This window comes from Cytobacillus sp. FSL H8-0458 (assembly GCF_038002165.1).
GTDB lineage: Bacteria > Bacillota > Bacilli > Bacillales > Cytobacillaceae > Cytobacillus.
In genome coordinates, this window is the sequence record NZ_JBBOBR010000001.1 from 361,131 (window position 1) to 386,662 (window position 25,532).

Below are 25,532 nucleotides of genomic sequence, written 5' to 3' on the forward strand. Positions count from 1 at the left end.
ATTCTGCAGGCTGTGGAGATTCTAAGGGGTGCCATTTAGAAAACAATGGCCAGATAAAATTCAATCAGCCTACATATTTTTAGAAAATTCAATTTTTTTATTACGTTTTTGCTACAAACGATGAAAATCAAAGTAAAATGTTGTAAAATAAAAGAGAAGCGGCTGCTTTTTACAGAAAGAAGCTTTGCGAGCCCAAAGGACCATGATTGCATCGGGAGCAGCTCCGTTTTACAGGAAAGGAAGAAATATTTGTGAATAACGATCAACTAATACAGGAAGCAAAGATTGCAAGAGATAGAGCATATGTGCCATATTCAAAATTCAAAGTGGGAGCGGCGCTATTAAGCAGTGACGGTCAGGTTTTTCACGGCTGCAACATAGAAAATGCAGCGTACAGCATGTGTAATTGTGCTGAAAGGACTGCGCTTTTCAAAGCGTATTCTGATGGCGTAAAAAGCTTTTCAGCCATTGCTGTTGTTGCTGACACAGACCGTCCTGTCCCCCCATGCGGTGCATGCAGACAGGTAATATCCGAATTATGTCCGCCTGAAATGAAAGTTGTTTTAACCAACTTAAAAGGGGATATTAAAGAACTAACAGTTGAAAAATTACTGCCAGGAGCATTTTCACCGGAGGACTTACATGAATAATACACAACAAGGACACAAATCAGGCTTTATTTCCATAATCGGCAGACCAAACGTAGGAAAATCAACGTTTTTAAATCGCGTAATTGGGCAGAAAATTGCCATTATGAGTGATAAGCCGCAAACAACGCGCAATAAAGTTCAGGGTGTCCTGACAACCAATGACGCACAATTTATTTTTATTGATACGCCAGGAATTCATAAGCCAAAGCATAAACTGGGAGACTTCATGATGAAAGTTGCCCAAAACACACTGAAAGAAGTGGATGTCATCCTGTTTATGGTAAATGCCCAGGAAGGCTTTGGACGCGGTGAAGAATTCATACTTGAGAAATTTCAGTCAGTCCGTACGCCAATTTTCCTTGTGATCAATAAGATTGACCAGGTACATCCAGATGAACTTCTTAAAATTATTGAATCTTACAAGGAAAAGTACGATTTCAGCGAAATTATCCCCATTTCTGCTTTAGAAGGCAATAATGTAGAGACGCTGTTAGGACAGATTAAAAAATATATTCCGGAAGGGCCGCAGTTTTATCCTGCTGATCAGGTAACAGATCACCCAGAAAGATTTATTGTTTCCGAACTGATCAGGGAAAAAGCGCTGCACTTAACGAGAGAAGAAATACCGCACTCACTGGCTGTAACTATTGATAAAATGGAGCGCCGCGAAGACAAGGATGTCGTCCATGTCATGGCAACGATCATTGTGGAACGTGACTCCCAAAAAGGGATTGTGATTGGAAAGCAAGGAAAAATGCTCAAGGAAATCGGAAAAAGAGCCAGGGTGGATATTGAAAATCTTCTTGGATCACAGGTTTTTCTGGAGCTTTGGGTCAAAGTCCAGAAAGACTGGCGCAATAAAATGTCTCAGCTCCGCGATTTTGGCTTCCGTGAAGATGAGTACTGAACCAGCCCTAATTAAAGTATTATCTATTTCTGATTTATATGCATACAGGTGATTGACAATATTTTCGTCTCATGATTTTACAAAGACAGGCTATGATATAAATAAATGTATTGGGATAAAGAATTGCTAGTTGAATAACTGAAAGGTGGGGTTTTCGATGATGGATTTTACCTGGAGAGTGTTTTCCCAGACAGGAAATATTGACACATATCTTCTCTTCAAGGAGCTAGAAAAGGAAACTCAGGATATACCCGGCAGCAATGATGAAGAGCTAGCAGAAGCTGATTTTCCCATCTCATAGGTTTGTCGAAAGACAGGGATGGTGTCACGGTTGCTTGATAAATGTGAAGGCATCGTCATCAGGACAACTAATTATAGTGAAACAAATAAGATAGTTACTTTATATACCCGGGAATGGGGTAAAGTTGGTGTGATGGCACGAGGAGCGAAAAAGCCCAACAGCAGACTTGCAGCTGTCACCCAGCTTTTTACATACGGGAATTTTTTAGTTCAGCGCGGAAGCGGTCTCGGTACCCTGCAGCAGGGTGACATGATTTCATCCATGCGATCTATTAAAGAAGATATTTTTCTGACGGCTTATGCAAGCTATATTGTCGATTTGACTGATAAAAGCAGTGAGGATAAGAAGCCCAACCCATTTTTGTTTGAATTGCTGCATCAAACGCTAAATTTAATTAACGAAGGATATGACCCGGAAATTCTCACGAACATTTATGAAATGAAAATGCTGAATGGTCTAGGTTTATATCCAGTTCTTGATCAATGTTCTGTCTGCGGAAGCACTGACGGACATTTTGCATTTTCTATCCGGGAAAACGGACTCATTTGTCATCGCTGTCTTGATAAGGATCCTTATCATTATAAAGTATCACAGGCGACAATTAAGCTGCTGCGACTGTTTTATTTTTTTGACTTGTCCAGACTCGGCAATATCTCTGTTAAACCGGAGACCAAAGCTGAATTGAAAAAGATTATCTCTGCTTATTATGAAGAGTATTCCGGCTTAAACCTTAAGTCTAAGAAGTTTTTGAATCAAATGGACAAGTTTAATGATCTTATGTAATGATATCCTTTTGCTTTTTACTTAAGATTGACAATCCAATGTAATTCCGCTATGATTCAAATTAATAAAATATTATTGCTGTGAAGGAGAAGAGTACTTAACTTTTTCTCATTAAAGCGAACCTGGGACAGTGGGAGCCGGGTATGGATGGTTAAGGAAGGGCGCTCTGGAGCAATTTTGTCTATCGACAACCAAAGAGGCTGCGGTCAAAATCGCAGCAAATAGGGTGGAACCGCGGGTGAACTCTCGTCCCTATGCCATGTGGGCATAGAGACGGGAGTTTTTTTATGTTTACTGAAGATGGAAGTTCTATAGGTAGACAGCTGCTAAGTTCATAATTGTTTATTTAATAAAAAATAAGAAAGAGGTGTCCTATGAATATTCAAAACATGATTTTAACACTTCAAAAACATTGGTCTGAACAGGGTTGTATCCTCATGCAGGCTTATGATACTGAAAAAGGCGCCGGTACAATGAGCCCTTATACATTTTTACGAGCGATTGGACCAGAGCCGTGGAATGTGGCTTATGTAGAACCTTCACGCCGTCCGGCCGATGGCCGATATGGAGAGAATCCAAACCGGCTTTATCAGCATCATCAATTTCAGGTGATCATGAAGCCGTCGCCGGATAATATCCAGGAGCTGTATCTTGATTCACTCAAGGCATTGGGCATTGATCCGCTTGAACATGACATCCGGTTTGTAGAAGATAACTGGGAAAATCCTTCTCTTGGCTGCGCAGGCTTAGGATGGGAAGTTTGGCTTGATGGTATGGAAATAACACAGTTCACATACTTCCAGCAGGTAGGCGGATTGGAATGCAAGCCTGTATCTGTTGAAATTACATACGGAATTGAAAGGCTTGCCTCTTACATTCAGGATAAGGAAAATGTATTTGACCTTGAATGGACAGAAGGATTTACAGTTAGGGACATTTTCCTGCAGCCCGAGTTTGAGCATTCCAAATATACGTTTGAAACATCAGATCAGGAAATGCTCTTTAATTTGTTCAATATCTATGAGAAAGAAGCACATAGGCAAATGGATGAAGGGCTTGTACACCCGGCTTATGACTATGTATTGAAATGTTCCCATACTTTTAACCTGCTCGATGCAAGGGGAGCGATCTCAGTAACAGAAAGAACAGGCTATATTGCAAGGTGCCGGAATCTGGCCAGAAAAATAGCCAAAACCTTTTATGAAGAGAGAGAAAAACTTGGCTTTCCAATTTTAAAGGATAAGGAGGAAGGATCTCATGAATAAGAAAGATCTTCTGCTGGAAATTGGACTAGAAGAAATGCCTGCCAGATTTGTCACTAATTCGATGAATCAGCTTTCAGATAAAGTGAAATCATGGCTGTTGGAAAAGAAAATATCTTTTGGCGAGATCAGCGCTTTCTCCTCTCCACGCCGTTTGGCTGTTCTTGTTACGGGAGTGGATACCGCCCAGGAAGACATAAATGAGGAAGCGAAAGGACCTGCGAAAAAAATTGCATTAACCGAGGATGGAGAATGGTCAAAAGCTGCGGTTGGATTCAGCCGGGGTCAGGGAGCTTCTGTAGAAGATATATTCTTTAAAGAAATTAACGGTATTGAATACGCCCATGTCAGCAAATTCATTAAAGGGCAGGAAACAGCTGCACTGCTTCCTGAACTTCAGCAGATTGTCACTTCGTTATCATTCCCGAAGAATATGCGCTGGGCAAATCAGGAGCTGCGCTTTATCAGGCCTATCAAGTGGCTTATGGCGCTATTTGGAAATGAAATCATACCTTTTTCCATCACAAATGTTCAGACTTCCAACCTTACAAGAGGTCACCGCTTTTTAGGGAAAGAGATTGAAATTAACAATCCTTCTGATTATGAAAAGGCCCTGCTGGCACAATATGTAATAACTAACCCTCAGGAAAGAAAAAGTGCCATTCTTTCACAATTGGAAAAAATAGAGGAAGAGCATGGCTGGGTTATCCCGGTGGATGAAGAACTATTGGAAGAAGTAAACAATCTTGTTGAGTACCCGACTGCATTATATGGCACATTTGAAGAAGAATACCTTGAACTTCCGGAAGAGGTTTTAATTACTTCCATGAAAGAGCATCAGCGCTATTTCCCGGTAAAGTCCAAAGACGGCACGCTTCTTCCTTACTTTGTAACAGTCCGGAATGGTTCTCATGAACATTTGGAGAAAGTGGCTAAAGGAAATGAGAAAGTATTGCGGGCAAGACTTTCTGATGCAGCTTTCTTCTACAGGGAAGACCAAAAAACGGATATTGCGGCATCGATCGAAAAACTTAAAAACATTGTGTATCATGAGGAAATTGGTACACTTGCCGAAAAGGTAGACCGTGTCCGCCAGCTGGCAGCGAAACTGAGCGAGAAGCTTGACTTCAGTGATGAAGCAAAAGCAGTGACAGATCGGGCTGCTGAAATCTCAAAGTTTGACCTTGTTTCGCATATGGTTTATGAATTTCCTGAGCTGCAAGGTTTTATGGGGGAAAAATACGCCCTGCAAAAAGGTGAAAAAGAAGCTGTGGCACGTGCAATTAATGAACATTACATGCCGCGCAATGCAGAGGACCGGACGCCGGATAGTGATGCCGGTGCATTGCTTTCCATTGCTGAGAAGCTGGACACAATTGTGTCATCCTTTGCAATTGGAATTATTCCAAGCGGTTCCCAGGATCCATATGCCTTAAGAAGACAGGCATCGGGTATCATCCAGACGTTACTGGCGAGAAACTGGAATTTGAACCTCGAAGAATTGATTTCATTATCTTCTGAGACTGTTCTTAATGCGGATATTGGAAAGAAATCAAAAAGTGAATTGATGCAGGAATTAGTTTCTTTCTTTAAATTAAGAATTAAATATATGCTGCAGGAAAAAGCAGTGCGCTATGACTTGATTGAAGCTGTTTTAGGAAATGATATCGGCTCCGTGCCTTCACTTGTGAAGAGAGCCCAAGTATTGGAGTCCCACAAGGATGCAGAAGGCTTCAAGGAAAGCATTGAAGCTCTTAGCCGGGTAATCAACATTGCTTCTAAGGCAGAAGATAAAGGGGATATAGACAGCGGCTTATTTGAAAATGAAAACGAAAAAGCTCTGTTCAGCAAATATTTATCAGTTAACGAGGAATTGAAAAAAGAGGTTAACGAGGAAGAAGCCTTTAACTTGCTAATCAGCTTGAAACCTGAAATTGATCAATACTTCGAGCATACTATGGTAATGGATGAGAATCAGGAAATTCGCCGCAATAGGCTGCAGCAAATGGCACATTTGGCTGATGTGATAAAGAAATTTGCAAATATGAATGAAATAATTGTTAAGTAATAAGCTGAAATTTTGCGTTTTATGCTTTAATACGATTAAAATCTAAGATGAGGACAGCTGCCGTGGCTGTCAGGAAAGAGCCTGTTTTTGACGGGCTCTTTCGTATTTTGGGCATATTAGGCAGTATAAAACAAACTATATATGAAACACATCTTTTCATTTATGATATATAGTATATAATAATTATATAAAAGTATAACCTTATTATAGTGGAAAATGAGTGCCAATAGCATCTCCTTTTCAGATTAGGTGGTGAGGAAAATCGAATTAAATAAAAGGCAGGAAAAGATCATAGAAATCGTTAAGGAAAACGGGCCGATCACTGGTGAGAGTATAGCGGAACAGCTTAGTCTAACGAGGGCAACACTAAGGCCGGATCTGGCTATATTAACGATGGCAGGCTATTTAGATGCCCGTCCGCGTGTAGGTTATTTTTATACAGGGAAGACTGGGGCACAGCTGTTGACAGAAAACCTTCAAAAGCTTTATGTAAGGGATTATCAATCCATTCCTGTAGTGGTTAATGAGAATGTTTCGGTATATGATGCTATAGTGACAATGTTTCTAGAAGATGTCGGCACGTTATTTGTTGTCGATCAGGGTTCACTGCTTGTTGGGGTTCTGTCAAGGAAGGATTTACTGCGAGCAAGTATTGGCAAGCAGGAACTAAATTCCATCCCTGTTAATATTATTATGACAAGAATGCCTAATATTACCATGTGTGAAAAAGATGATTTGCTCATAGAAGTTGCTAAAAAGCTGATTGAAAAGCAAATCGACGCCCTTCCTGTTGTAAGAAAGACGGAGAAAGGGTTCGAAGTAAACGGCAGGATAACCAAAACAAATCTGACAAAAGCGTTCTTGGCTCTGGCCGGGGAAAAGTAGCAATCTAAGAAGGAGATGGTGTTGAAGGATGAAAAAATTGCCGGTCATTTACGTCGTTTCAGACTCAGTTGGAGAAACGGCCGAACTTGTAACAAAAGCTGCAACGAGCCAGTTCAATGGCAGTGATATATCTATTAAGCGCTTTCCATATGTCGAAGAGAAAATACATATTGATGAAGTCATTTCGCTCGCAAAGCTTGATAATGGGATGATAGCCTATACAATGGTCAAGCCGGACATGAGGAAATATATTAACCAGCGGGCTGCTGAAGAAGGGATATATGCTTTTGATATTGTTGGCCCATTAATGGATCAAATCCAAAGAGCCTGCGGCATTACACCGCTTTTTGAACCTGGACTGGTCAGGAAGCTTGATGAGGATTATTTTAAAAAGATTGAGGCAATTGAGTTCGCTGTAAAATATGATGATGGCCGTGACCCTCGTGGAATATTAAAGGCTGATATAGTGCTTATAGGTGTATCAAGGACTTCAAAAACACCTCTTTCCCAGTATCTTGCCCATAAGCGCCTTAAAGTGGCTAACGTGCCCCTTGTGCCTGAAGTCGATCCTCCAGAAGAGCTGTTTCTTGTCCCGCCGGATAAGTGCTTCGGTTTGAAAATCAGCCCTGAAAAATTAAACTTCATCCGAAGAGAACGCCTGATATCATTAGGTCTAAGCGATAATGCCAGCTATGCTAATATAGAAAGAATCAAAGAAGAAATAGGTTACTTTGAAAAAATAGTTTCCAAAATTAAATGCCCGGTTATTGATGTCACGAACAAAGCTGTAGAAGAAACAGCCAATATGATCCTAAGTCAATACCGGAAAAACTTTCCGAAAAGCTAGCACATAAATTCTTTATGTGCCTTTTCTTTTTTTGTCGGCAGCCAGTTTTTTGGGGGATTTCACTTTATGATGAGAAAGAAACGGCAAAATTTAATTATATTCTTGCCAGATAAAATAATGGCAAAATAGAGATTAATGTACTATAATAAAAAATTGTGATAAAAATGTATCCGAATAGGTTTAGAGTTCATTGTCAAGGAATAAACTATTTATTGTGGCATGTCAAGCTTTCGACCAAGAAAAAATTCGACATATCTCACTATGCAAAAGTTATTCATGTAAAGAAGGATTATGCGGAGTGATGTAGAATTATTAGAACATTAGGCAAACCAATCATTATGGTAGATGCTGATTCCTGTCCTGTAAAAGAAGAAATTGTCGAAATAGCCAATTCCTTTACTGTGGACGCAGTATTTGTTGCTTCCTATGCCCATATGCAAAATGACCTGAATGGGCTGTCTGGAAATTTGTTGACAGCAGTAAGGAAGCTGCAGATTTATTCATAATGAATAATGTGAAATCAGGAGATGCAGTTGTAACTCAAGACATTGGATTGGCATCAACTCTTTTGCTAAAGGGTGTTTATGTCCTTTCTCCCAGGGGAATTTTATTTGAAGAAAGTGAAATTCGAACCGCTTTGGAAATGAGGCATCTTTCAGCTAAGGCGCGAAGAAGAGGGGTTTATGGAAAAGGCCCAAAACCATTTAGCCAAGAGGAGCGATCCAGGTTTGTGCAGCAATTGACCAAGATTTTGTCGAATTTTGAAGGGATTCAGTAACGTTTATCGAATACCTGAGTAAGTAATGGAGTTGTTCATATGGCAGAACGGATCGCCGAGGAGAAAGTAAATGAAATTCGGCAAGCTGTAGATATTGTTGATGTCATTGGCGACTATATTCAACTAAACAAGCAAGGACGCAACTATTTTGGGCTTTGTCCTTTTCATGGCGAAAATACACCTTCCTTTTCTGTATCACCCGAAAAGCAAATCTATCATTGCTTTGGATGCGGAGCAGGAGGCAATGCCTTTTCTTTCTTAATGGATTTAGAAGGATATTCCTTTCAGGAAGCCGCACTAAAACTCGCTGAAAAGGGAAATGTCAAGCTTGAAATTGATGCGGCATCAGCTAAATCAATGCCTGTGGATATACAGCAGATGATGGAAGCCCATGAGCTTCTACGTAAATTTTATCACCATCTGCTTGTAAACACAAAAGATGGTCAGCATGCATTAGAATATTTGCTCAATAGAGGCTTTACAATGGAGTCGATCGAGAAATTTCAAATCGGTTATTCATTGAAATCCTGGGATTTTGTCTTCAAGTTCCTGACTAAAAGAAAGTTCCCCGAAGGCGTCATGGAAAGAGCAGGACTGATCATCAAAAGGGAGAAAGATGGGAACTATTTTGACCGCTTCAGAGATAGAATTATGTTCCCTATTTTTGACCGCAGCGGAAATACGATTGCTTTTTCAGGGAGATCACTCGGGGCCGATGAGCCCAAATATTTAAATAGTCCTGAAACAGCAATCTTCAATAAAAGCAAAACTTTATATAATTTTCATCTGGCGAGACCACAGATTAAAAAATTGCAGAGAGCCGTTCTTTTTGAAGGGTTTGCAGATGTAATCGCCGCTGATCGTGCTGGTGTCGGTAATGGTGTTGGTACGATGGGCACCGCTTTAACTGAAGAACATGTTGCTTCCTTAAGAAGAAATGTTCAATCAATCACGATCTGTTATGATTCCGATAATGCCGGTATCGAAGCCGCATACCGGGCAGCAAACCTGCTAATGGAAGCAGGCTGTCAGATCAGAGTGGCACTCATGCCTGACGGCTATGATCCGGATGATTATATTAAAGAATATGGCGAAGAAAAATTTCGTCATGATGTAATCGAGTCCAGCATAACCTTTATGGCATTTAAGCTTCTTTATCTCCGAAGAGGCAAAAGACTTCAAAATGAAGGAGATAGGCTCCTTTATATCGAAGAGGTATTAAAGGAAATCAGCCGGCTTGATAAAGCGGTAGAAAGAGACCATTATCTTCGCCAGCTTGCGAATGAATTTTCGCTTTCTCTGGAAGCCTTGAAAGAGCAGCAAAAACAGGTCTATTACACGGAGAAGAGAAAAAGCAGCCAGAAGGGCACAGGTGCTTTCGAGCCTCAAAAAAGGCTGCAGACACCCAAAAGGGCTGACAGTCTAAAACCCGCCTACCATACAGCGGAAAGAAGGCTGATTGCCCACATGCTCAGAAATAGTGACGTAGCATTTAAAGTTCAGGATATGCTTCAGGGAAATACATTTAACATTGATGAACACCAGGCTATTATTACCTATCTTTTAGGTTTCTACGAAAAAGGCCATACGCCTGATCCAAGCGCATTCATAAATTTTATAAATGATGAAAAGCTTAAGCGCATTGTGGTGGATATAGAAATGATGTCCATAAACGATGAAATAAGCGAACAGGAATTATCAGATTACCTTAAACAGGTGTTGAATTATCAAAAGATGTTAAAAATAAAAGAAAAACTAAATGAAGAAAAGGAAGCAGAACGCCAAAAAGATTATGCTAAAGCGGCTTTAATCGCAATGGAGATTCTTCATTTGCGAAAGTCACTATAAGAAGGCTGTGTGCCTTAAATAAATAATTTGGGATTATGCGTCTTCTAAGGGATGGTTCCATTTGAAGATGTATTAGAATGTGTGTGATTTTTGGAAGGAGGGGGACATATGGCTGAAAAGTCGGCCCGTTCAAAAGAGGTTGATACAGAATTGACCCTTGAACAAGCGAAAGATCAATTAGTTGAAATAGGAAAAAAGACAGGTGTCCTTGCCTATGATGATATAGCAGAAAGATTGTCTCAATTTGAACTCGATTCCCACCAGATGGATGAATTCTATGAATTCCTCGGAGATCAGGGTGTTGAGTTAGTCGGAGATAATGAAAATGAAGATCCAAATGTTCAGGAACTTGCAAAAAATGAGGAAGAATTTGATCTTAATGATTTAAGTGTTCCTCCGGGTGTAAAAATTAATGATCCTGTCCGTATGTACTTAAAAGAGATTGGTCGTGTGGATTTACTCTCTGCAGAAGAAGAGATTGCACTCGCCAATCGAATTGAGGAAGGCGACGAAGAGGCGAAAAGACGTCTGGCAGAAGCGAACCTCCGATTGGTTGTAAGTATCGCTAAAAGGTATGTAGGACGCGGAATGCTGTTCCTTGACCTTATCCAGGAAGGGAATATGGGACTGATAAAAGCGGTTGAAAAATTTGACTATCGCAAAGGATTTAAGTTCAGTACGTATGCAACATGGTGGATACGCCAGGCCATTACGAGAGCGATTGCTGACCAGGCCAGGACCATTCGTATTCCTGTCCATATGGTGGAAACCATCAATAAATTGATTCGTGTTCAGCGCCAGCTTCTTCAGGATCTTGGCCGTGAACCAACACCAGAAGAAATTGCTGAAGATATGGATTTAACTCCAGACAAAGTTAGAGAAATTCTTAAGATTGCACAGGAGCCTGTATCATTAGAAACACCTATTGGTGAGGAGGATGACTCTCACTTAGGTGACTTTATTGAAGATCAGGATGCGACTTCTCCATCAGAGCACGCGGCATACGAGCTCTTGAAGGAACAGCTAGAAGATGTTCTGGACACACTGACTGACCGTGAAGAAAACGTTCTGCGTCTTCGATTCGGTCTTGACGATGGCCGCACCAGGACTCTTGAAGAAGTTGGCAAGGTATTTGGCGTTACCCGCGAACGTATTCGCCAAATAGAAGCCAAAGCCCTAAGAAAACTTCGCCATCCGAGCAGAAGCAAACGTTTAAAAGACTTTTTAGAATAAAAAATAATTGCCAGTGGATAGTTTACTTCTTAAAATAGAAGTAAACTATTTTTTTTGACAGGATGTGCTTTGGTTGGAAGAAAACAGAAAAAAAATTATTGTTAACGAACTGCTGCATTGGAAAAAGAGCCGAATGCTCCCTGATCAATATTGTGACTACCTGCTTGCTCTTTACACAGAAGGAAGTCAGCCGAAAGAAATAAAAAAACGTAAAAATACAATGGTTCTATATCTTGCCAACCTTATCCTCCTGCTGCTGATTCCAATTTCTGCTTTATTAATTTATTTTACTGAATTGTCTATTACTTTGCAAACCGTCATTTTAATTCTTTTCATTTCTGCGTGTATTTTCTTTATTTTTTATTTTTCTGGAAAAGTAAAAATGATACATATACCCATCATCTCAGCAGCTTTGATTTTACTGATGGGATCTGTTGGTTATGTATCGGAGTTATATCCCGAAAACGAAAGAATTCTCTATGCTTCCCTAGTAATTAATTGTGTTCTTTGGCTGTATACAGGATTAAAATGGAAGTTTTTATATTTATGGATATCAGGGGCGCTTGGATTCTTTTTAATAGTTATTTCTATATTCATATAATAAAATATTTTAAAAAGTTTTTAAATGTTGAGAAAACTCTAACATTCCTTATATAATAGTAATGAAAGCGTATACAACTTTTGTTCTTATAAGGGGGATTTACATGAATTTTGATTTAACTGCAGAACAGAATATGATCCTTAAAACAATCAGGGAATTTGCTCAGGAAGAAGTGGCACCGGGAGCTTTGGAAAGAGACCTTACTAAGGAATTTCCAATAGAAGTATTTAAGAAAATGGCTGACCTTGGCTTGATGGGGCTTCCTTTCCCTGAAGAATATGGCGGTGCAGGGGCAGATACTGTAAGCTTTGCTATTGTAACAGAGGAGTTGAGCAGGGCATGCGCGTCCACCGGAATCACTTACTCTGCGCATATTTCACTTGGCGGAGCACCGCTTTATTTATTCGGGACCGAAGAGCAGAAGCAAAAGTATCTGGTGCCAATTTGTACAGGTGAGTCTTTTGGAGCTTTCGGTTTGACAGAGCCTAATGCAGGCTCTGATGCTGGCGGTACTAGAACAACAGCTGTCGAAAAAGATGGGGAATATATCATTAATGGTAATAAATGCTTCATTACGAATGCCAGCTATGCGAAGCATCTAGCTTTGACTGCAGTCACAGGTGAAGTGGATGGTAAAAAAGAAATCAGTGCGATTATTGTTCCAACGGATGCAGAAGGATTTACGGTTATCGATAATTACGAAAAGATGGGACTCAATGCGTCTAACACAACTGAACTAGTCCTTGAAGACGTACGCGTTCCGACTGAGCACTTGCTCGGCAAAAAAGGCGAGGGCTTCAAACAGTTTTTAATCACATTGGATGGAGGGCGTATTGGTATTGGAGCAATGGCTCTGGGGATAGCGCAGGCTGCTTACGATAAGGCACTTCAATATGCTAAGGAGCGCCAGCAGTTTGGCCGTTCTCTCTCAAACTTCCAAGCTATCCAATTTAAACTTGCAGATATGGCGATGAAAATTGAATTGGCACGAAATATGGTCTATAAGGCTGCATGGCTGAAAGACCAGGGAAGACCATTTGCCAAAGAAGCTTCCATGTGCAAGCTCTATGCCTCTGAAATCTGTATGGAAATCGCGGACCAGGCTGTTCAGATCCACGGCGGATACGGCTATATGAAAGAATACCATGTAGAACGCTACATGAGGGACGGTAAGCTCACAGAAATCGGGGAAGGCACCTCAGAAGTACAAAGAATGGTCATTGCGCGCCTAATTGGATGCTAAAACTGTATATTGAGGAACGAATGAGACATCCAGGTGAAATAATTAGCAAAAACTCCATCCTCTAGATGGAGTTTTTTGTCCATTTTATGAACAAGATTTGACAAAGTTTACAATAGGGCTTTTCCTTCTGAGTTTTTTAAAGTAAAATAGAGATTGTTTGTATACTTACTTAAACTGAATGTGCTTACATAAGGGAGGTTAAATCATGAATCGCAATCCAATCATTCCATTTGTGTTAATTATGGTTTTTGGTGTGGTAGCAATGTTCCTAGTTTCTTTTAAAGGTCTTGGCGATATGGAAGAGCTTGCAAAAGAACAGGAAGGCGGCGGTGCTGAAACTGAAGAAACTGCAGCTGCGACCCCTGAAGAAATTTACCAGAAGAGCTGTATCGGATGTCACGGTGACCAGTATCAAGGCGGAGTTGGTCCTGCTCTAACAGGTGTAGGTGATCGTTTATCGCAGGATGAAATCGCAGATATCGTAGTAAACGGTAAAGGCTCAATGCCTCCAGGATTAGTGCCTCAAGACAAAGCTGCCGAAATGGCTGAATGGTTAGCAGGCCTTAAGTAATACCTATAATGAAAGTCCTTTGCATATGTAAAGGACTTTTTTTATACTATAAGAAAGGCTATCGTAAAATGACGATAGCTTTTTTAGCTGTTCGCTCAAGAAGAGCAGGCGCTATGCGCTTTTTACAATACATAAATAAGTGGTGACAATATGAATACGGAAAAATTATCAAATCGGCTTGAAGCTGTAACAAATTATATTCCCCCAGGTGCACGAGTAGCTGATATAGGCTCAGACCACGCGTATTTGCCATGCTATGCAGTAAAGAAAGGGATTGTCCCTTTTGCCGTTGCTGGTGAAGTGGTGGAGGGTCCTTATCAATCCGCCAAAAAACAGGTGAAAATGGAAGGACTCGAAAATCAGATTTCCGTAAGAAAAGGAAACGGGCTTGAAGTGATTAGCCCAAATGAAGTTGACTGTATAACCATAGCAGGCATGGGAGGATCTTTAATTGCGAGCATTCTTGAAGAGGGGAAGAGCAAGCTTGCTTCTGTAAAGAGGCTGATCCTCCAGCCGAATCTAAGTGCCATTTCGATTAGAAGCTGGCTGATTGACAATGGCTGGGAGCTAATAGCCGAAGATATTCTTGAAGAAGACGGAAAGGTCTATGAAATCCTTGCAGCTGAAAAAGGAGAGCCATTGAAACCATACAAGAATACAGAACAAGGTCTACTGATGGGCCCTTTTCTTATGGAGCAAAAATCAGCCATATTTCAAAACAAGTGGCTCGGTGAAAAGAAGAATTGGGAGAGAATCCTTTTGCAGCTTGAAAAAGCAGCATACTCCAGAGAAACAGAGAAGAGAAAACAGGAGTTAAAGCGAAAAATCAAAATGGCAGAGGAGGTATTGATGCAATGAAAAAAATAAATGGACATGAGATTATCCAACTATTTGAGCAGTTCTCCCCAAAAGGGTATGCGATGGAAGGAGACAAGATTGGCCTCCAGGTTGGCAGGCTTAACGCTCCTGTTGAAAATGTTATGATTGCCCTGGATGTACTGGAAGATGTCGTTGATGAGGCAATTGAAAAGAATGTGCAGCTGATTATTGCTCATCATCCCTTAATCTACAGACCTTTGCAAAAAATTCCCACTGATACTCCATCAGGAAGAATTATTGAAAAGCTTATCAAACATGATATAGCCGTGTATGCAGCACATACGAATTTGGATATCGCCAACGGCGGGGTCAATGATATGCTGGCTGATGCACTGAAGCTTTCCAATACGGAAGTCTTATATCCCACATATGAAACTGTATTGAAAAAGCTCGCTGTGTTTGTGCCTGAAGAAAATGCTGAGTCTTTAAGACAAGCTCTTGGGAACGCAGGAGCTGGTTCAATCGGCAATTACAGTCATTGCTCTTTTACCTCTTCTGGGATAGGGCAATTTAAGCCTGGCAGTGAAGCAAATCCTCATATTGGCCAGCTGGGTGAGCTTGCGGCTGTTAATGAAGTCTGCATTGAGACCATTTTTCCTGAACATATAGAAAAAAAAGTGCTTTCTGCGATGTTCAAAAACCATCCTTATGAAGAAGTTGCCTATGATATTTATAAGCTTGAAAACAAGGGTGAAGCTCTGGGTCTGGGTAAAATTGGAGAAATCGGCGAGATGACTCTGGAGGAATTTGCGGAGCATGTAAAACAAACACTTGAAGTGAAGGGAGTTCGTGTAGTGGGTGACCTTTCATCAAAAGTGAAGAAAGTTGCTGTTCTGGGGGGAGATGGAAACAAGTACTTTATGTCAGCAAAGATGAAGGGTGCTGATGTATATGTGACGGGGGACATGTATTACCATGTGGCCCATGACGCTATGATGATGGGCCTGAATATTGTTGATCCCGGCCATAATGTTGAAAAGGTAATGAAAAAAGGAGTCACCCAAAAATTATCTCAGATGTGTACCGAAAAAGGATATAGCGTATCCATTTTCCCTTCCGAAGTTCATACAGATCCGTTTAAATTTGTCTGAAAATCAAAAGAACCGGCTTCCCTCAGGGACCGGTTCTGTTTATCGCAGTCTAACGGGCAGTAAGATCCCACTTCAAGAATCAGAGAAATCAAATGAGGGTAAGTGGGGTCAAACTGCCCGTAAAGGCCCGAAAAGAAGAACAAAGACTAAGAACGCCCCATCCTGTGGCAACGTCTTTGTGACCCACTTTCCGTGGGCCTCAACTAACAATCAGCGGGGGATAAAGAACCCCCCAGTGATTGAAGTTTCACTTTATATGCACTTCCGCTTTTTATAACTTTGCAGGCTTCTTTACTTTCGGAAGTATTTTATTTAACGGCACTTTCTTCTCACGGGACCATGTGGAATCATCAGCCGGATCAAATTGTTCAAGGAAAGTAATAACTTCCTTTGTAATAGGTGTCGGGGTTGAGGCTCCTGATGTAACGGCAACTGTCGATGCATCTTTAATCCAATTCACATCCAGTTCAGTAATATCAGCAATACGGTAGGCTTTTGTACCGGCAATTTCTTCTGATACCTGTGCAAGACGATTGGAGTTATTGCTCTTAGGGTCACCCACAACGATTAATACATCGGCCTGGCCAGCTTGTTCTGCAACTGCTTCCTGGCGGACCTGGGTAGCCATGCAGATTTCTTTATGGAACTCTGCGTGAGGGTATTTTTCCTTTATCTGATCCATTACATGGACAACATCCCATTGGCTCATTGTAGTCTGATTTGTCACCAGTATTTTATCCGCCTGTATGTGAAGTTCATTTACATCCTCAACAGTCTGCACTAAATGAACTGCATGAGGAGCCACTCCAACTGCACCTTCAGGTTCTGGATGGCCTTTTTTGCCGATGTAAATGATTTGAAAACCTTCCTTTTCCTTTTCCCTGATCAGATCATGTGTTCTTGTTACATCAGGGCATGTTGCATCAAGTGTCACAAGGCCTTTTTGTTTCGCTGCTTCCCGCACTTCAGGTGAAATGCCATGTGCTGTAAAAATGACGGTGCCTTTGTCGACTTTGTCCAGGATTTCTTTGCGGTCTTTTCCATCAAGTGTAACAATGCCTTCCTCTTCAAAAGCATCTGTCACATGTTTGTTATGGACGATCATACCCAAAATATAGATGGGTCTCGGCAAAGACGGATCAAGTGCAGCGTTCCTCGCAATAACCATTGCATCCACCACACCGTAGCAATACCCCCGAGGAGAGATTTTTATGACGTTCATCTGTATATCCTCCCTAATAAAAAGCTTATATATGAATTGAACTGAGTTATGTTTCTATACGGAAAAACTCCATATTGCACCTCTATTATATAAGAGATAAACCGAGAATACAAAAGGAGTAATTCTTCTTAAGGAAAAAGAAAAAAAGAATGCCCCGGCATCCTTTTCATTAAATATATAATTTTGGTCTGGAAATACCTTCTGCCGATGATCGCTTGACAGCCGGCTGTTCCATGGCATGTTCCTTTTTTGTATTTTTTGGCTTTGAATTCTGTTTCTTTTTTTCTGTAGTTGCCTGATGGGATTCCACTTTAGCTTCAGAAGCTTTCTCACCAGCTTCAGGTGCATCCTTTATGCCTCTGTAAAGCTTCCACATGGCAGGAAGATTCCTGACCAGCGGTCCATACTGCTGAACCATGGGTCCGATTTGCTGTGCTGTATTTAAGACCTTTTGAGTGTTGGTTAAAAAGCCGTTTATGGAAGATGGGTTGCTTATTGCCTGAAGGATGCCTCCGCCTGCCTGTGAGCCTCCTGCAGCTCTGGCAGCTCCCATTCCTGGTGCCGGCTGGGCATTTCCTTTTCCTAATATTTTGGAGAGCAATCCTCCTCCTCCGCGTTTCATTCCCGGAGGACCGCCCATCATAGGCCCCATGGGTGGTCTTCCCTGCATCGGGGTCATAAAAGGATGGGGATTCATCCCTCCGCGCATAGGGGGTCTTGATCCTGGCATCATATTCATTGGCCTCCTTTCGCAGCACATTTCTGCTTCTTAAATAAAAATTTATATTATAAAGTATGCGTTTATCCCATTTTGGTTTAGGCATTATGGAGAAGAAGCCAATTTATTTATTAAAATCACCTAAAAAGCTCATCATAAAAATATAAATGCCTGTTTGAGTGGTTATTTGCAGGAAACTTTATTATAATAACAGGATGTAAGAAAAGCTCGGAACCAGCAAGTTGTCAGTTGATACTAGTAGATCTTACTCACTAATATATGTTTCGGATGAAGCCTGAACAAAGGAGAATCTGAATAATTGAGGAGTTTTTTATATGAACGAAACGAAATTTGACCGATTTAATTTAAAGCCATTTATTATAGAAGCGGTTAAAGATTTTGGCTTTTATGAGCCGACGGAAATTCAGGAAAGAATGATCCCTGCCGTGCTGAAGGGCGAAAGCGCAATAGGACAATCACAGACAGGTACAGGGAAAACGCATTCATATGTATTGCCTATCCTTCAAAAGGTTGATCCTTCCCGCCAGGAGGTTCAGGCTATTATTACAGCTCCAACCAGAGAGCTTGCCAATCAGATTTATCATGAAATTCTTAAAGTTACAGAGCATTGCCCGGAGGGAGAAGAAATAACTGCACGCTGCTATATTGGCGGTACGGACAAGCAGAGAACCATTGAAAAGCTAAAAAAACAGCCTCATGTGGTTGTAGGCACACCGGGAAGGATCAATGACCTTGTAAAAGAACAGGCATTGTTTGTGCATACTGCCGAAATTCTTATTGTGGATGAAGCAGATTTAATGCTTGATATGGGGTTCATTGAAGATGTTGATCAGATTGCGGCAAGGATGCCGGAGAAGCTGCAGATACTGGTATTCTCAGCTACCATTCCAGAAAAGCTGAAGCCTTTCCTGAAAAAATACATGGAAAATCCTAAATATGTACATGTGGAGCCTAAGCAGGCCACAGCAGCAAATATTGAGCACTGGCTTCTGCCATCCAAACACCGCAATAAAGTGGAGCTGGTCTATCAGGCACTGACTTCCTTAAATCCTTACTTAGCCATTGTTTTCACCAACACCAAGAAAAAGGCAGATGAAGTGGCAGACGGATTAATCAGTAAAGGCCTTAAAGTCGGACGTATCCACGGGGACCTTAACCCGCGTGAAAGAAAGAAAATGATGAAGCAGATTCTCGACCTTGAGTTCCAATATATTGTAGCTACAGACCTGGCTGCCCGGGGCATTGATATACAGGGAATCAGCCATGTAATTAACTATGAGCTTCCAACTGATCTTGATTTTTATATACATCGGGTTGGGCGGACAGCGCGTGCAGGTTTCTCAGGAATTGCTGTAACAGTGTATGAGATTTCCGATGAGGATGCATTAAACAGACTTGAAAAAATGGGGATCGAATTCAGGCACAAAGATCTGCAAAAAGGTGAATGGACAGACCTGGATAATCGCAACAAGCGAAAAACGAGACAGAAACAAACAGATGACATTGATAAAAAAGCCGCTTCATTGGTGAAAAAACCGAAAAAAGTAAAACCAGGCTACAAAAAGAAAATGAAATGGGAAATGGACAAAATAAAAAAACGCGAAAGAAGAATAAAGCGTAAATAAAGAATCAAAGGGAGAGGTATTGTCATGCTGAAAATTGGATCACATGTTTCCATGAGCGGGAAAAAAATGCTTTTAGCAGCAAGTGAAGAAGCTGTTTCATATGGCTCCAATACATTTATGATTTATACAGGAGCTCCGCAAAACACAAGAAGAAAAAAAATCGAAGATCTGAACATTGAAGCCGGACTGAAGCATATGGCAGAGAACGGGATTGCTGATATTGTTGTACATGCTCCTTACATTATCAATATCGGAAATACTGCAAACCCTTCAACATTTGAATTAGGCGTTAATTTTCTTCGATCTGAAATCGACCGCACCGAAGCGATTGGAGCTAAGCAGATCGTTCTCCATCCCGGCGCCCATGTTGGGGCAGGATCAGAGGCCGGCATCAAAAAAATCGTCGAAGGCTTAAATGAAGTCTTAAACGGTGAAGAAAATGTGCAGATCGCTCTTGAGACCATGGCTGGAAAAGGGTCGGAGTGCGGGAGATCCTTTGAAGAGCTGGCTATGATTATAGAGGGAGTTAATTATAACAACCACTTATCTGTATGCTTTGATACTTGCCATACACATGATGCAGGATATGACATTGTGAATGATTTCGACGGGGTATTGGAAGAATTCGATAAGGTTATTGGACTTAACCGCCTGAAAGTTCTCCATATTAATGACAGCAAAAATGAGCGCGGAATGCGTAAAGACCGTCATGCAAATATCGGCTTCGGCCACATTGGCTTCAGCGCATTAAATTATATTGTCCATCATCCTCAATTAAAGGATATCCCTAAAATTCTGGAGACTCCTTATGTTGGCGAAGATAAAAATAATAAAAAAGCCCCTTATAAGCATGAAATTGATATGCTGCGCAGCCAGGAATTCAATGAAAACTTATTAGAAGCCATTTCGGCTGTATAAAAATAATAAAAAGCTGTGCCTGGGCTGCACAGCTTTTTTGCATGAGAAATTAAGTATCATAAACAAAGTTCTATTTTGTGAATTGCAAAAATAGCCTGTTTACTTCCCTTGCAGTTTCAGGGCCGGCAATCCTGGCAATTTCCTTTATGATTTTTGTCCTTTCGCGGTCATCAAAGATGTTTACTTGCTTGCCTCTCAAATGATCTGCAATTTTCTGAGCCTGCGCTTTTGTAATCTGAATGTTGAACTGCTCTCCATATTTTAATAATTCTTCTGCTGTAATATTACTTAATTTGTGATTAATGATGTTTTCGAATATTTTCATTTTTCATCACTCCTCCTCAGTACTTTATGAGTGAAGAATGTGAATAGTGACAATAAGTTTTAAGATTTACGATAAAAGCATGTACCTTTACTTTAAATGCAGGTTCCTGTATACTATTTTAGTAAATCGTAATGATTCTTAATATGTAAGGTGATAAAAATGGCACAGCCAATAATTGAAATAGCTCATGTTTCTTATAGATATGAGAAAGAGAATGTTCTTGAGGATATTAATCTGACCATTAATGCAGGAGATTTCCTCGGAATTGTAGGTCCCAATGGGTCGGGTAAATCAACCCTTTTAAAGCTTATCCTGAATTTGCTTAAAGTGCAGAAGGGGAGCGTAAAACTGTTTGGCCAGGAAATCAGCCGATTTAAGGATTGGCAGAATATTGGATTTGTTTCTCAAAAGGCAAATTCATTTAATACAGGATTCCCGGCAACAGTCTTTGAAGTCGTTTCAAGCGGCCTTACAAAGAAGCTGGGGCTTTTTAAATTTATGGGCAAGGCCGATCAGGCAAAAGTTATGCGTGCAATTGAATCTGTTGGCATGCATGAGTATGCAGGACGTAATATAGGCGAGCTTTCAGGCGGGCAGCAGCAGCGGGTCTTCATCGCCCTGGCATTGGTAAGCGACCCGAAGCTATTAATATTGGATGAACCTACAGTGGGTGTGGATGTGAAAAATGTTCAGTCCTTCTATGAAATGCTCGATGATTTAAATAAGGAGCTGGGCATTACTTTATTGCTTGTTACACATGATATTGGGACAATTTCTGATAAAGTCACTCACGTGGCGTGTCTGAATAAGAATTTGCATTTCCATGGAAATACAGCAGAATTTGAAAGTTTGAATATAAATGAAATGTCAGAGATCTACGGGCATGATGTACATGTCCTGACACATAACCACCATGATCACCATCACCACCACGATAAAGGAGCAGGCAGATGATTTCAGGAATCCTTCAATATGAATTTTTACAAAATGCTTTTTTAACTGGAATTATCATTGGGCTTATTGCTCCTCTTCTGGGTGTGTTTATTGTTGTCAGAAGGTTATCTTTAATTGCCGATGCCTTAAGCCATGTCACACTTGCAGGCATCGCTGCAAGCCTGCTGCTCGAAAAGAAATTTATCGGGCTGAGCGGTTTGAATCCTTTATATATGGGGATGGCTTTTTCTGTAACCGGGTCGTTATTTATTGAAAAGCTGAGAGCTGTTTATAAGCACTATCAGGAGCTGGCTATCCCCATTATTTTATCTGGCGGTATTGGGCTTGGAGTCATATTCATTTCACTGGCTGACGGATTCAATACAGACTTATTCAGTTATCTGTTCGGCAGCGTCAGTGCAGTGAGCCGGCTTGATTTATGGACTATTTTGATTATCAGTGTGCTTGTCATTGCACTTGTGGTCCTGCTCTATAAAGAATTGTTTTTGCTGTCCTTTGATGAAGAGCATGCCAAGGCATCTGGAATAGCTGCTAAAAGTGTCCACTTCATATTTATTGTGATGGTGGCCCTGGTTATAGCTGCTTCCATGAGAATAGTGGGTATTTTATTAGTTTCCTCCCTTATGACATTGCCGGTTGCTGCGAGCATCAGAATCGCAAAAGGATTCAAGCAGACCATTTTCCTGTCCATGCTTTTTGGTGAAATATCTGTTCTGGGAGGATTGACTATTTCCTACTATATTGATTTGGCACCGGGCGGAACAATCGTCATGATTGCCGTATTAATACTGATTGTAACAATATTGCTGAAAAAACTTGCGGGCATGAGGCCGGCATAAATGTGAGTGACTTCTATCCTATATGATTTAAGAGCAAAAAAGAGGTGGAAAGAATGAATGTTGATGAAGCCATGCAGCTTTTAAAGGATAAAGGCTATAAGCATACGGGGAAAAGGGAAGAGATGCTTCAGCTATTTGCCGACAGTGATAAATATATAACGGCTAAAGATGTTCTCGAGAAAATGAAAGATAATTACCCTGGACTTAGTTTTGATACCATATACAGAAATTTATCGTTATTCGTGGATCTGGGGATTTTTGAAATGACAGAGCTGTCAGGCGAAAAACATTTCCGCTTTACGTGTTCTCATGATCATCATCATCATCACTTTATATGCCTGGATTGCGGGAAGACGAAAGAAATTGAAGTCTGTCCCATGAAACAAGTGCAGGAAAATCTAAAGGGCTATGATGTTTCAGGGCATAAGTTTGAAATATATGGGAAATGTCCGGAGTGTTTTTAATTAGGAACAAACAAAGAAGCATGGAGCTATTTTTCCATGCTTCTTTTTTGCAGCCAATCTTCTGCCCATGCATTAGCTTCTATCCAGTTTCGGACTCTAATGACGCCATTGGGAAGGGGATCCTGATTATAGGGTGTGTCGAATAATATGACAGGAATTCCGCAAGCCTCATGGATCATGACCGCATTATCATGCTTGTCTTCCAAAAATATATCCACCTCATACTTTTTGGCAGCTTCGATTTTATCATGGTTCCCGATCAGTTCGATATGATCAAACTCCAATGCATTCTCTAAAAACCATTCCTCTGTTACTTGCTGCAGGTGAGAACCCCTGGCACTTATAAAATACAATTCATGGTCCCGTTTCCATTTGGTAAGAACTTCTTTTGCGCCTTTTGCCAGGGGGGACTCTTTGTAGATAATGGGCTCATTTTCATAAAACCACTGTGCAAATTGTTCTTCTGAAATCGTTACTAAAGGTGTTAAATCATATTGCTTAATATCTTTTAAAGTAATATTCAAATTAAATGCTTCATTTAAATACGGGACCATGGCTTCAGGGCTGGTAACCGTTCCATCTATATCGATGCCAAAGCGCTTCTTCATTTTAATAATCTCCTTTAATGCATATATCCCTTATCTTAACAAAAGTCATGGTCTTGCAAAAGAGTATTGCAGGCCGGTTTGACAGTTAAACATTAACATCTTAAAAAAGTCTTTTATCGCAAACACTATAAATGCTCCATTAAGCAATATTCTTTTAGGAACACAGCAAAGAAAGAGAGGGATCATTGATGGCAGACCAAGATCGCACCAATGAAGAGTATGACCTCAGATACAGTGAGCGAATTGGTGAAGCAGATGCAGCAGATTATTCAGAAGAAGCTGCTGCAGAGATAGCGGCGCCAGGTTTATATGACAGGTCGCTTGATCGGGATGAGGAAATCGGAAAAGAAGCAGTTCAGGCCAATTATTCTGAGGAGACCTCTGCAGAAATAGCAGCGCCAGGTGTCTATAATAGATCATTGGACAGGGATGATGAGAATGAAACCGCTGCAGCCGGCAGAGGAGTCGGTTATGCAGCACTGGCACTTTCCATTTTATCTTTGTTTGTGCTGCCGGTTCTTTTTGGAGCAACAGGAATTGTCCTTGGTTTTATCGCAAGAAGAAGGGGTTCAGAAAGCCTTGGAGGCTGGGCGATTGCCATAGGAGCGATTTCCATTATTGTCGGTATGTTTATACTGCCGTTTTTTTAGAAAAAAAAAGCCTGGTTTCCAAATTTAATTTGGTGCCAGGCTTTTCTGTTTAATTTATTGTGGTTCTTTCTATGGCTGCAGGCTTTCTGCCTGTGCTTTTTCTTCTTCCTGTTTTGCAAAATATTCTTCAGCGATTTTGTCGATTTCGATCTTAAGTTCCTCGACCATCGTTTCTTCCGGAACCTTCCTTACAATCTGGCCTTTGCGGAACAGAAGACCTTCTCCGCGGGCACCGGCAATGCCGATATCAGCTTCCCTGGCTTCACCAGGTCCGTTAACCGCACAGCCCAATACAGCAACCTTAATGGGCGCTTTGATTTTTTGAATATATTCTTCCACTTCATTAGCAATGCTGATTAAATCAATCTCAATCCGTCCGCATGTTGGACAGGAGATCAGTGTGGCAGCATTGGAGGATAAGCCAAACACTTTAAGAAGTTCACGGGCAACCTTGACTTCTTCAACCGGGTCTGCACTCAATGAAATTCTTAATGTATTTCCAATGCCTTTGCTTAAGATTGCCCCGAGTCCGGCGGCGCTTTTTACAGTACCGGCAAAAAGTGTGCCTGATTCTGTTATACCTAAATGAAGAGGGTAGTCAAAAGCTTTTGAAGCTTTCTCATATGCTTCAATTGCCAAGTTCACATCGGAAGCCTTCATAGAAACGATGATGTCATGGAAATCAAGGTCTTCTAAGATTTTGATATGATGAAGGGCGCTTTCAACCATGCCATCTGCTGTAGGGTATCCGTATTTCTCGAGGATTCTTTTCTCAAGAGAACCTGCATTAACCCCAATCCGGATAGGTATTCCTTTTGCTTTGGCAGCTTTGACGACTGCTTCCACTTTTTCTCGTTTACCGATATTTCCGGGATTAATGCGGATTTTGTCTGCTCCGCCCTCGATAGCCTTAAGAGCCAGCTTGTAATCGAAGTGGATATCAACAACAAGCGGTATGTTAATTTGTCTTTTAATATCTGCTATGGCATTTGCAGCTCTTTCATCAGGGCAAGCAACACGTACGATCTGACAGCCTGCTTCTTCCAGCCTTTTAATTTCGGCTACAGTTGCTTCAACATCATGTGTTTTTGTTGTGGTCATGCTCTGGATGAACAGCTCATTGCTTCCGCCAATTGTTAAAGGCCCAACTTTTACAGGCCTTGTTTTCGTGCGATGTATAATTTCACTCAATGGAGATTCGCTCCTTTTTATCTATTCATATAACAGCTGAATATTTCGCT

General features: G+C 40.9%; 26 protein-coding genes, 1 pseudogene and 1 other annotated feature. Of the genes and pseudogenes, 22 read left to right on the forward strand and 5 right to left on the reverse strand.

Features of this window, described 5'->3' with window-relative positions; translation table 11 throughout:
- Positions 1-206 precede the first annotated feature (206 nt).
- From NYE23_RS01715 to NYE23_RS01790, 16 genes and pseudogenes are all read left to right on the forward strand, one after another.
- Positions 207-650 (forward strand): cytidine deaminase, encoded by a 444-nt coding sequence (locus tag NYE23_RS01715; RefSeq protein WP_341075026.1) that lies wholly within the window; start codon positions 207-209, stop codon positions 648-650.
- Positions 643-1,557: a GTPase Era gene (era, locus tag NYE23_RS01720; protein ID WP_335689608.1), complete on the forward strand. Its 915-nt coding sequence runs from the start codon at positions 643-645 to the stop codon at positions 1,555-1,557. Before NYE23_RS01715 ends, era begins: the two co-directional genes overlap by 8 nt.
- A gap of 157 nt (positions 1,558-1,714) precedes the next feature.
- Positions 1,715-1,858: a YqzL family protein gene (locus NYE23_RS01725; protein WP_009332996.1), complete on the forward strand. Its 144-nt coding sequence runs from the start codon at positions 1,715-1,717 to the stop codon at positions 1,856-1,858.
- 30 nt (positions 1,859-1,888) lie between these two features.
- Complete coding sequence (recO, locus tag NYE23_RS01730; protein WP_341075028.1) at positions 1,889-2,641, forward strand: DNA repair protein RecO; 753 nt, start codon at positions 1,889-1,891, stop codon at positions 2,639-2,641.
- 71 nt (positions 2,642-2,712) lie between these two features.
- Positions 2,713-2,898: a binding site (T-box leader), on the forward strand.
- A 117-nt stretch (positions 2,899-3,015) separates the two neighbouring features.
- The gene (gene glyQ / locus NYE23_RS01735; protein WP_035331136.1) at positions 3,016-3,906 is read left to right on the forward strand and encodes a glycine--tRNA ligase subunit alpha; all 891 of its coding nucleotides are present in this window, start codon (positions 3,016-3,018) and stop codon (positions 3,904-3,906) included.
- The gene (glyS, locus tag NYE23_RS01740; protein WP_341075029.1) at positions 3,899-5,971 is read left to right on the forward strand and encodes a glycine--tRNA ligase subunit beta; all 2,073 of its coding nucleotides are present in this window, start codon (positions 3,899-3,901) and stop codon (positions 5,969-5,971) included. Before glyQ ends, glyS begins: the two co-directional genes overlap by 8 nt.
- A 249-nt stretch (positions 5,972-6,220) precedes the next feature.
- Positions 6,221-6,856 carry a helix-turn-helix transcriptional regulator gene (locus tag NYE23_RS01745; RefSeq protein ID WP_159864983.1) on the forward strand — a complete coding sequence of 212 codons (636 nt, stop codon included), beginning with the start codon at positions 6,221-6,223 and terminating at the stop codon, positions 6,854-6,856.
- 28 nt (positions 6,857-6,884) lie between these two features.
- Positions 6,885-7,703, forward strand: coding sequence for a pyruvate, water dikinase regulatory protein (locus tag NYE23_RS01750; protein ID WP_341075030.1), 819 nt, complete (start codon positions 6,885-6,887; stop codon positions 7,701-7,703).
- A gap of 338 nt (positions 7,704-8,041) precedes the next feature.
- Positions 8,042-8,481: pseudogene (locus tag NYE23_RS01755) on the forward strand (YaiI/YqxD family protein).
- A 39-nt stretch (positions 8,482-8,520) separates the two neighbouring features.
- A complete protein-coding gene (gene dnaG / locus NYE23_RS01760) occupies positions 8,521-10,329 on the forward strand; it encodes a DNA primase (protein WP_341075031.1) in 1,809 nt (602 codons plus the stop codon).
- Between the two features lie 108 nt (positions 10,330-10,437).
- Entirely contained in the window at positions 10,438-11,562 is a 1,125-nt protein-coding gene (gene rpoD, locus NYE23_RS01765; RefSeq protein WP_035332682.1) for an RNA polymerase sigma factor RpoD, read from the forward strand.
- 64 nt (positions 11,563-11,626) lie between these two features.
- Positions 11,627-12,163, forward strand: a complete 537-nt coding sequence (locus tag NYE23_RS01770) for a hypothetical protein (protein ID WP_341075032.1) — start codon at positions 11,627-11,629, stop codon at positions 12,161-12,163.
- 103 nt (positions 12,164-12,266) lie between these two features.
- Positions 12,267-13,406: an acyl-CoA dehydrogenase gene (locus tag NYE23_RS01775; RefSeq protein WP_341075033.1), complete on the forward strand. Its 1,140-nt coding sequence runs from the start codon at positions 12,267-12,269 to the stop codon at positions 13,404-13,406.
- A 205-nt stretch (positions 13,407-13,611) separates the two neighbouring features.
- Positions 13,612-13,977, forward strand: a complete 366-nt coding sequence (cccA, locus tag NYE23_RS01780; protein ID WP_026583849.1) for a cytochrome c550 — start codon at positions 13,612-13,614, stop codon at positions 13,975-13,977.
- A 150-nt stretch (positions 13,978-14,127) separates the two neighbouring features.
- Complete coding sequence (locus tag NYE23_RS01785) at positions 14,128-14,835, forward strand: tRNA (adenine(22)-N(1))-methyltransferase (RefSeq protein ID WP_341075035.1); 708 nt, start codon at positions 14,128-14,130, stop codon at positions 14,833-14,835.
- Positions 14,832-15,947 (forward strand): Nif3-like dinuclear metal center hexameric protein, encoded by a 1,116-nt coding sequence (locus NYE23_RS01790; RefSeq protein WP_341075036.1) that lies wholly within the window; start codon positions 14,832-14,834, stop codon positions 15,945-15,947. Before NYE23_RS01785 ends, NYE23_RS01790 begins: the two co-directional genes overlap by 4 nt.
- A 271-nt stretch (positions 15,948-16,218) precedes the next feature.
- Here NYE23_RS01790 and NYE23_RS01795 read toward each other — a convergent pair whose 3' ends face one another.
- Complete coding sequence (locus NYE23_RS01795; RefSeq protein WP_341075037.1) at positions 16,219-17,169, reverse strand: 4-hydroxy-3-methylbut-2-enyl diphosphate reductase; 951 nt, start codon at positions 17,167-17,169, stop codon at positions 16,219-16,221.
- Positions 17,170-17,338: 169 nt separating this feature from the next.
- Complete coding sequence (gene vrrA, locus NYE23_RS01800) at positions 17,339-17,902, reverse strand: VrrA/YqfQ family protein (RefSeq protein WP_341075039.1); 564 nt, start codon at positions 17,900-17,902, stop codon at positions 17,339-17,341.
- Between the two features lie 320 nt (positions 17,903-18,222).
- Here vrrA and NYE23_RS01805 point away from each other — a divergent pair, with 320 nt between their 5' ends.
- On the forward strand, positions 18,223-19,533 hold the full coding sequence (locus tag NYE23_RS01805) for a DEAD/DEAH box helicase (protein ID WP_341075040.1): 1,311 nt from the start codon (positions 18,223-18,225) through the stop codon (positions 19,531-19,533).
- A 24-nt stretch (positions 19,534-19,557) separates the two neighbouring features.
- Positions 19,558-20,451 (forward strand): deoxyribonuclease IV, encoded by an 894-nt coding sequence (locus NYE23_RS01810; RefSeq protein ID WP_341075041.1) that lies wholly within the window; start codon positions 19,558-19,560, stop codon positions 20,449-20,451.
- Positions 20,452-20,521: 70 nt separating this feature from the next.
- Here the strand turns inward: NYE23_RS01810 and NYE23_RS01815 are convergent, their stop codons facing one another.
- Entirely contained in the window at positions 20,522-20,776 is a 255-nt protein-coding gene (locus NYE23_RS01815) for a DUF2624 domain-containing protein (protein WP_341075042.1), read from the reverse strand.
- Positions 20,777-20,935: 159 nt separating this feature from the next.
- Between NYE23_RS01815 and NYE23_RS01820 the strand changes: the two genes are divergently transcribed.
- The 3 genes from NYE23_RS01820 to NYE23_RS01830 are packed head-to-tail and all read left to right on the forward strand — an operon-like array spanning position 20,936 to position 23,033.
- Complete coding sequence (locus tag NYE23_RS01820; RefSeq protein WP_341075043.1) at positions 20,936-21,730, forward strand: metal ABC transporter ATP-binding protein; 795 nt, start codon at positions 20,936-20,938, stop codon at positions 21,728-21,730.
- Positions 21,727-22,569 (forward strand): metal ABC transporter permease, encoded by an 843-nt coding sequence (locus NYE23_RS01825; protein ID WP_341075045.1) that lies wholly within the window; start codon positions 21,727-21,729, stop codon positions 22,567-22,569. Before NYE23_RS01820 ends, NYE23_RS01825 begins: the two co-directional genes overlap by 4 nt.
- A 53-nt stretch (positions 22,570-22,622) precedes the next feature.
- Entirely contained in the window at positions 22,623-23,033 is a 411-nt protein-coding gene (locus tag NYE23_RS01830) for a Fur family transcriptional regulator (RefSeq protein ID WP_076258022.1), read from the forward strand.
- A gap of 26 nt (positions 23,034-23,059) precedes the next feature.
- Here the strand turns inward: NYE23_RS01830 and NYE23_RS01835 are convergent, their stop codons facing one another.
- A complete protein-coding gene (locus tag NYE23_RS01835) occupies positions 23,060-23,641 on the reverse strand; it encodes a hypothetical protein (RefSeq protein WP_341075046.1) in 582 nt (193 codons plus the stop codon).
- Between the two features lie 188 nt (positions 23,642-23,829).
- On the opposite strand from NYE23_RS01835, the gene NYE23_RS01840 reads away from it, so the two are divergent.
- A complete protein-coding gene (locus NYE23_RS01840) occupies positions 23,830-24,291 on the forward strand; it encodes a DUF4190 domain-containing protein (RefSeq protein ID WP_341075049.1) in 462 nt (153 codons plus the stop codon).
- Between the two features lie 69 nt (positions 24,292-24,360).
- On the opposite strand, the gene ispG is transcribed toward NYE23_RS01840, so the two are convergent.
- Positions 24,361-25,473, reverse strand: a complete 1,113-nt coding sequence (gene ispG, locus NYE23_RS01845) for a flavodoxin-dependent (E)-4-hydroxy-3-methylbut-2-enyl-diphosphate synthase (RefSeq protein WP_341080567.1) — start codon at positions 25,471-25,473, stop codon at positions 24,361-24,363.
- Positions 25,474-25,532: the final 59 nt, after the last annotated feature.

Bases quoted from the DNA above. Each gene is read 5' to 3' on its own strand.
- era (WP_335689608.1), top strand. From the start codon at position 643: ATGAATAATACACAACAAGGACACAAATCAGGCTTTATTTCCATAATC.
- NYE23_RS01725 (WP_009332996.1), top strand. From the start codon at position 1,715: ATGATGGATTTTACCTGGAGAGTGTTTTCCCAGACAGGAAATATTGAC.
- glyQ (WP_035331136.1), top strand. From the start codon at position 3,016: ATGAATATTCAAAACATGATTTTAACACTTCAAAAACATTGGTCTGAA.
- glyS (WP_341075029.1), top strand. From the start codon at position 3,899: ATGAATAAGAAAGATCTTCTGCTGGAAATTGGACTAGAAGAAATGCCT.
- NYE23_RS01750 (WP_341075030.1), top strand. From the start codon at position 6,885: ATGAAAAAATTGCCGGTCATTTACGTCGTTTCAGACTCAGTTGGAGAA.
- dnaG (WP_341075031.1), top strand. From the start codon at position 8,521: ATGGCAGAACGGATCGCCGAGGAGAAAGTAAATGAAATTCGGCAAGCT.
- rpoD (WP_035332682.1), top strand. From the start codon at position 10,438: ATGGCTGAAAAGTCGGCCCGTTCAAAAGAGGTTGATACAGAATTGACC.
- NYE23_RS01775 (WP_341075033.1), top strand. From the start codon at position 12,267: ATGAATTTTGATTTAACTGCAGAACAGAATATGATCCTTAAAACAATC.
- cccA (WP_026583849.1), top strand. From the start codon at position 13,612: ATGAATCGCAATCCAATCATTCCATTTGTGTTAATTATGGTTTTTGGT.
- NYE23_RS01785 (WP_341075035.1), top strand. From the start codon at position 14,128: ATGAATACGGAAAAATTATCAAATCGGCTTGAAGCTGTAACAAATTAT.
- NYE23_RS01790 (WP_341075036.1), top strand. From the start codon at position 14,832: ATGAAAAAAATAAATGGACATGAGATTATCCAACTATTTGAGCAGTTC.
- NYE23_RS01795 (WP_341075037.1), bottom strand. From the start codon at position 17,169: ATGAACGTCATAAAAATCTCTCCTCGGGGGTATTGCTACGGTGTGGTG.
- vrrA (WP_341075039.1), bottom strand. From the start codon at position 17,902: ATGATGCCAGGATCAAGACCCCCTATGCGCGGAGGGATGAATCCCCAT.
- NYE23_RS01805 (WP_341075040.1), top strand. From the start codon at position 18,223: ATGAACGAAACGAAATTTGACCGATTTAATTTAAAGCCATTTATTATA.
- NYE23_RS01810 (WP_341075041.1), top strand. From the start codon at position 19,558: ATGCTGAAAATTGGATCACATGTTTCCATGAGCGGGAAAAAAATGCTT.
- NYE23_RS01815 (WP_341075042.1), bottom strand. From the start codon at position 20,776: ATGAAAATATTCGAAAACATCATTAATCACAAATTAAGTAATATTACA.
- NYE23_RS01820 (WP_341075043.1), top strand. From the start codon at position 20,936: ATGGCACAGCCAATAATTGAAATAGCTCATGTTTCTTATAGATATGAG.
- NYE23_RS01825 (WP_341075045.1), top strand. From the start codon at position 21,727: ATGATTTCAGGAATCCTTCAATATGAATTTTTACAAAATGCTTTTTTA.
- NYE23_RS01830 (WP_076258022.1), top strand. From the start codon at position 22,623: ATGAATGTTGATGAAGCCATGCAGCTTTTAAAGGATAAAGGCTATAAG.
- NYE23_RS01835 (WP_341075046.1), bottom strand. From the start codon at position 23,641: ATGAAGAAGCGCTTTGGCATCGATATAGATGGAACGGTTACCAGCCCT.
- NYE23_RS01840 (WP_341075049.1), top strand. From the start codon at position 23,830: ATGGCAGACCAAGATCGCACCAATGAAGAGTATGACCTCAGATACAGT.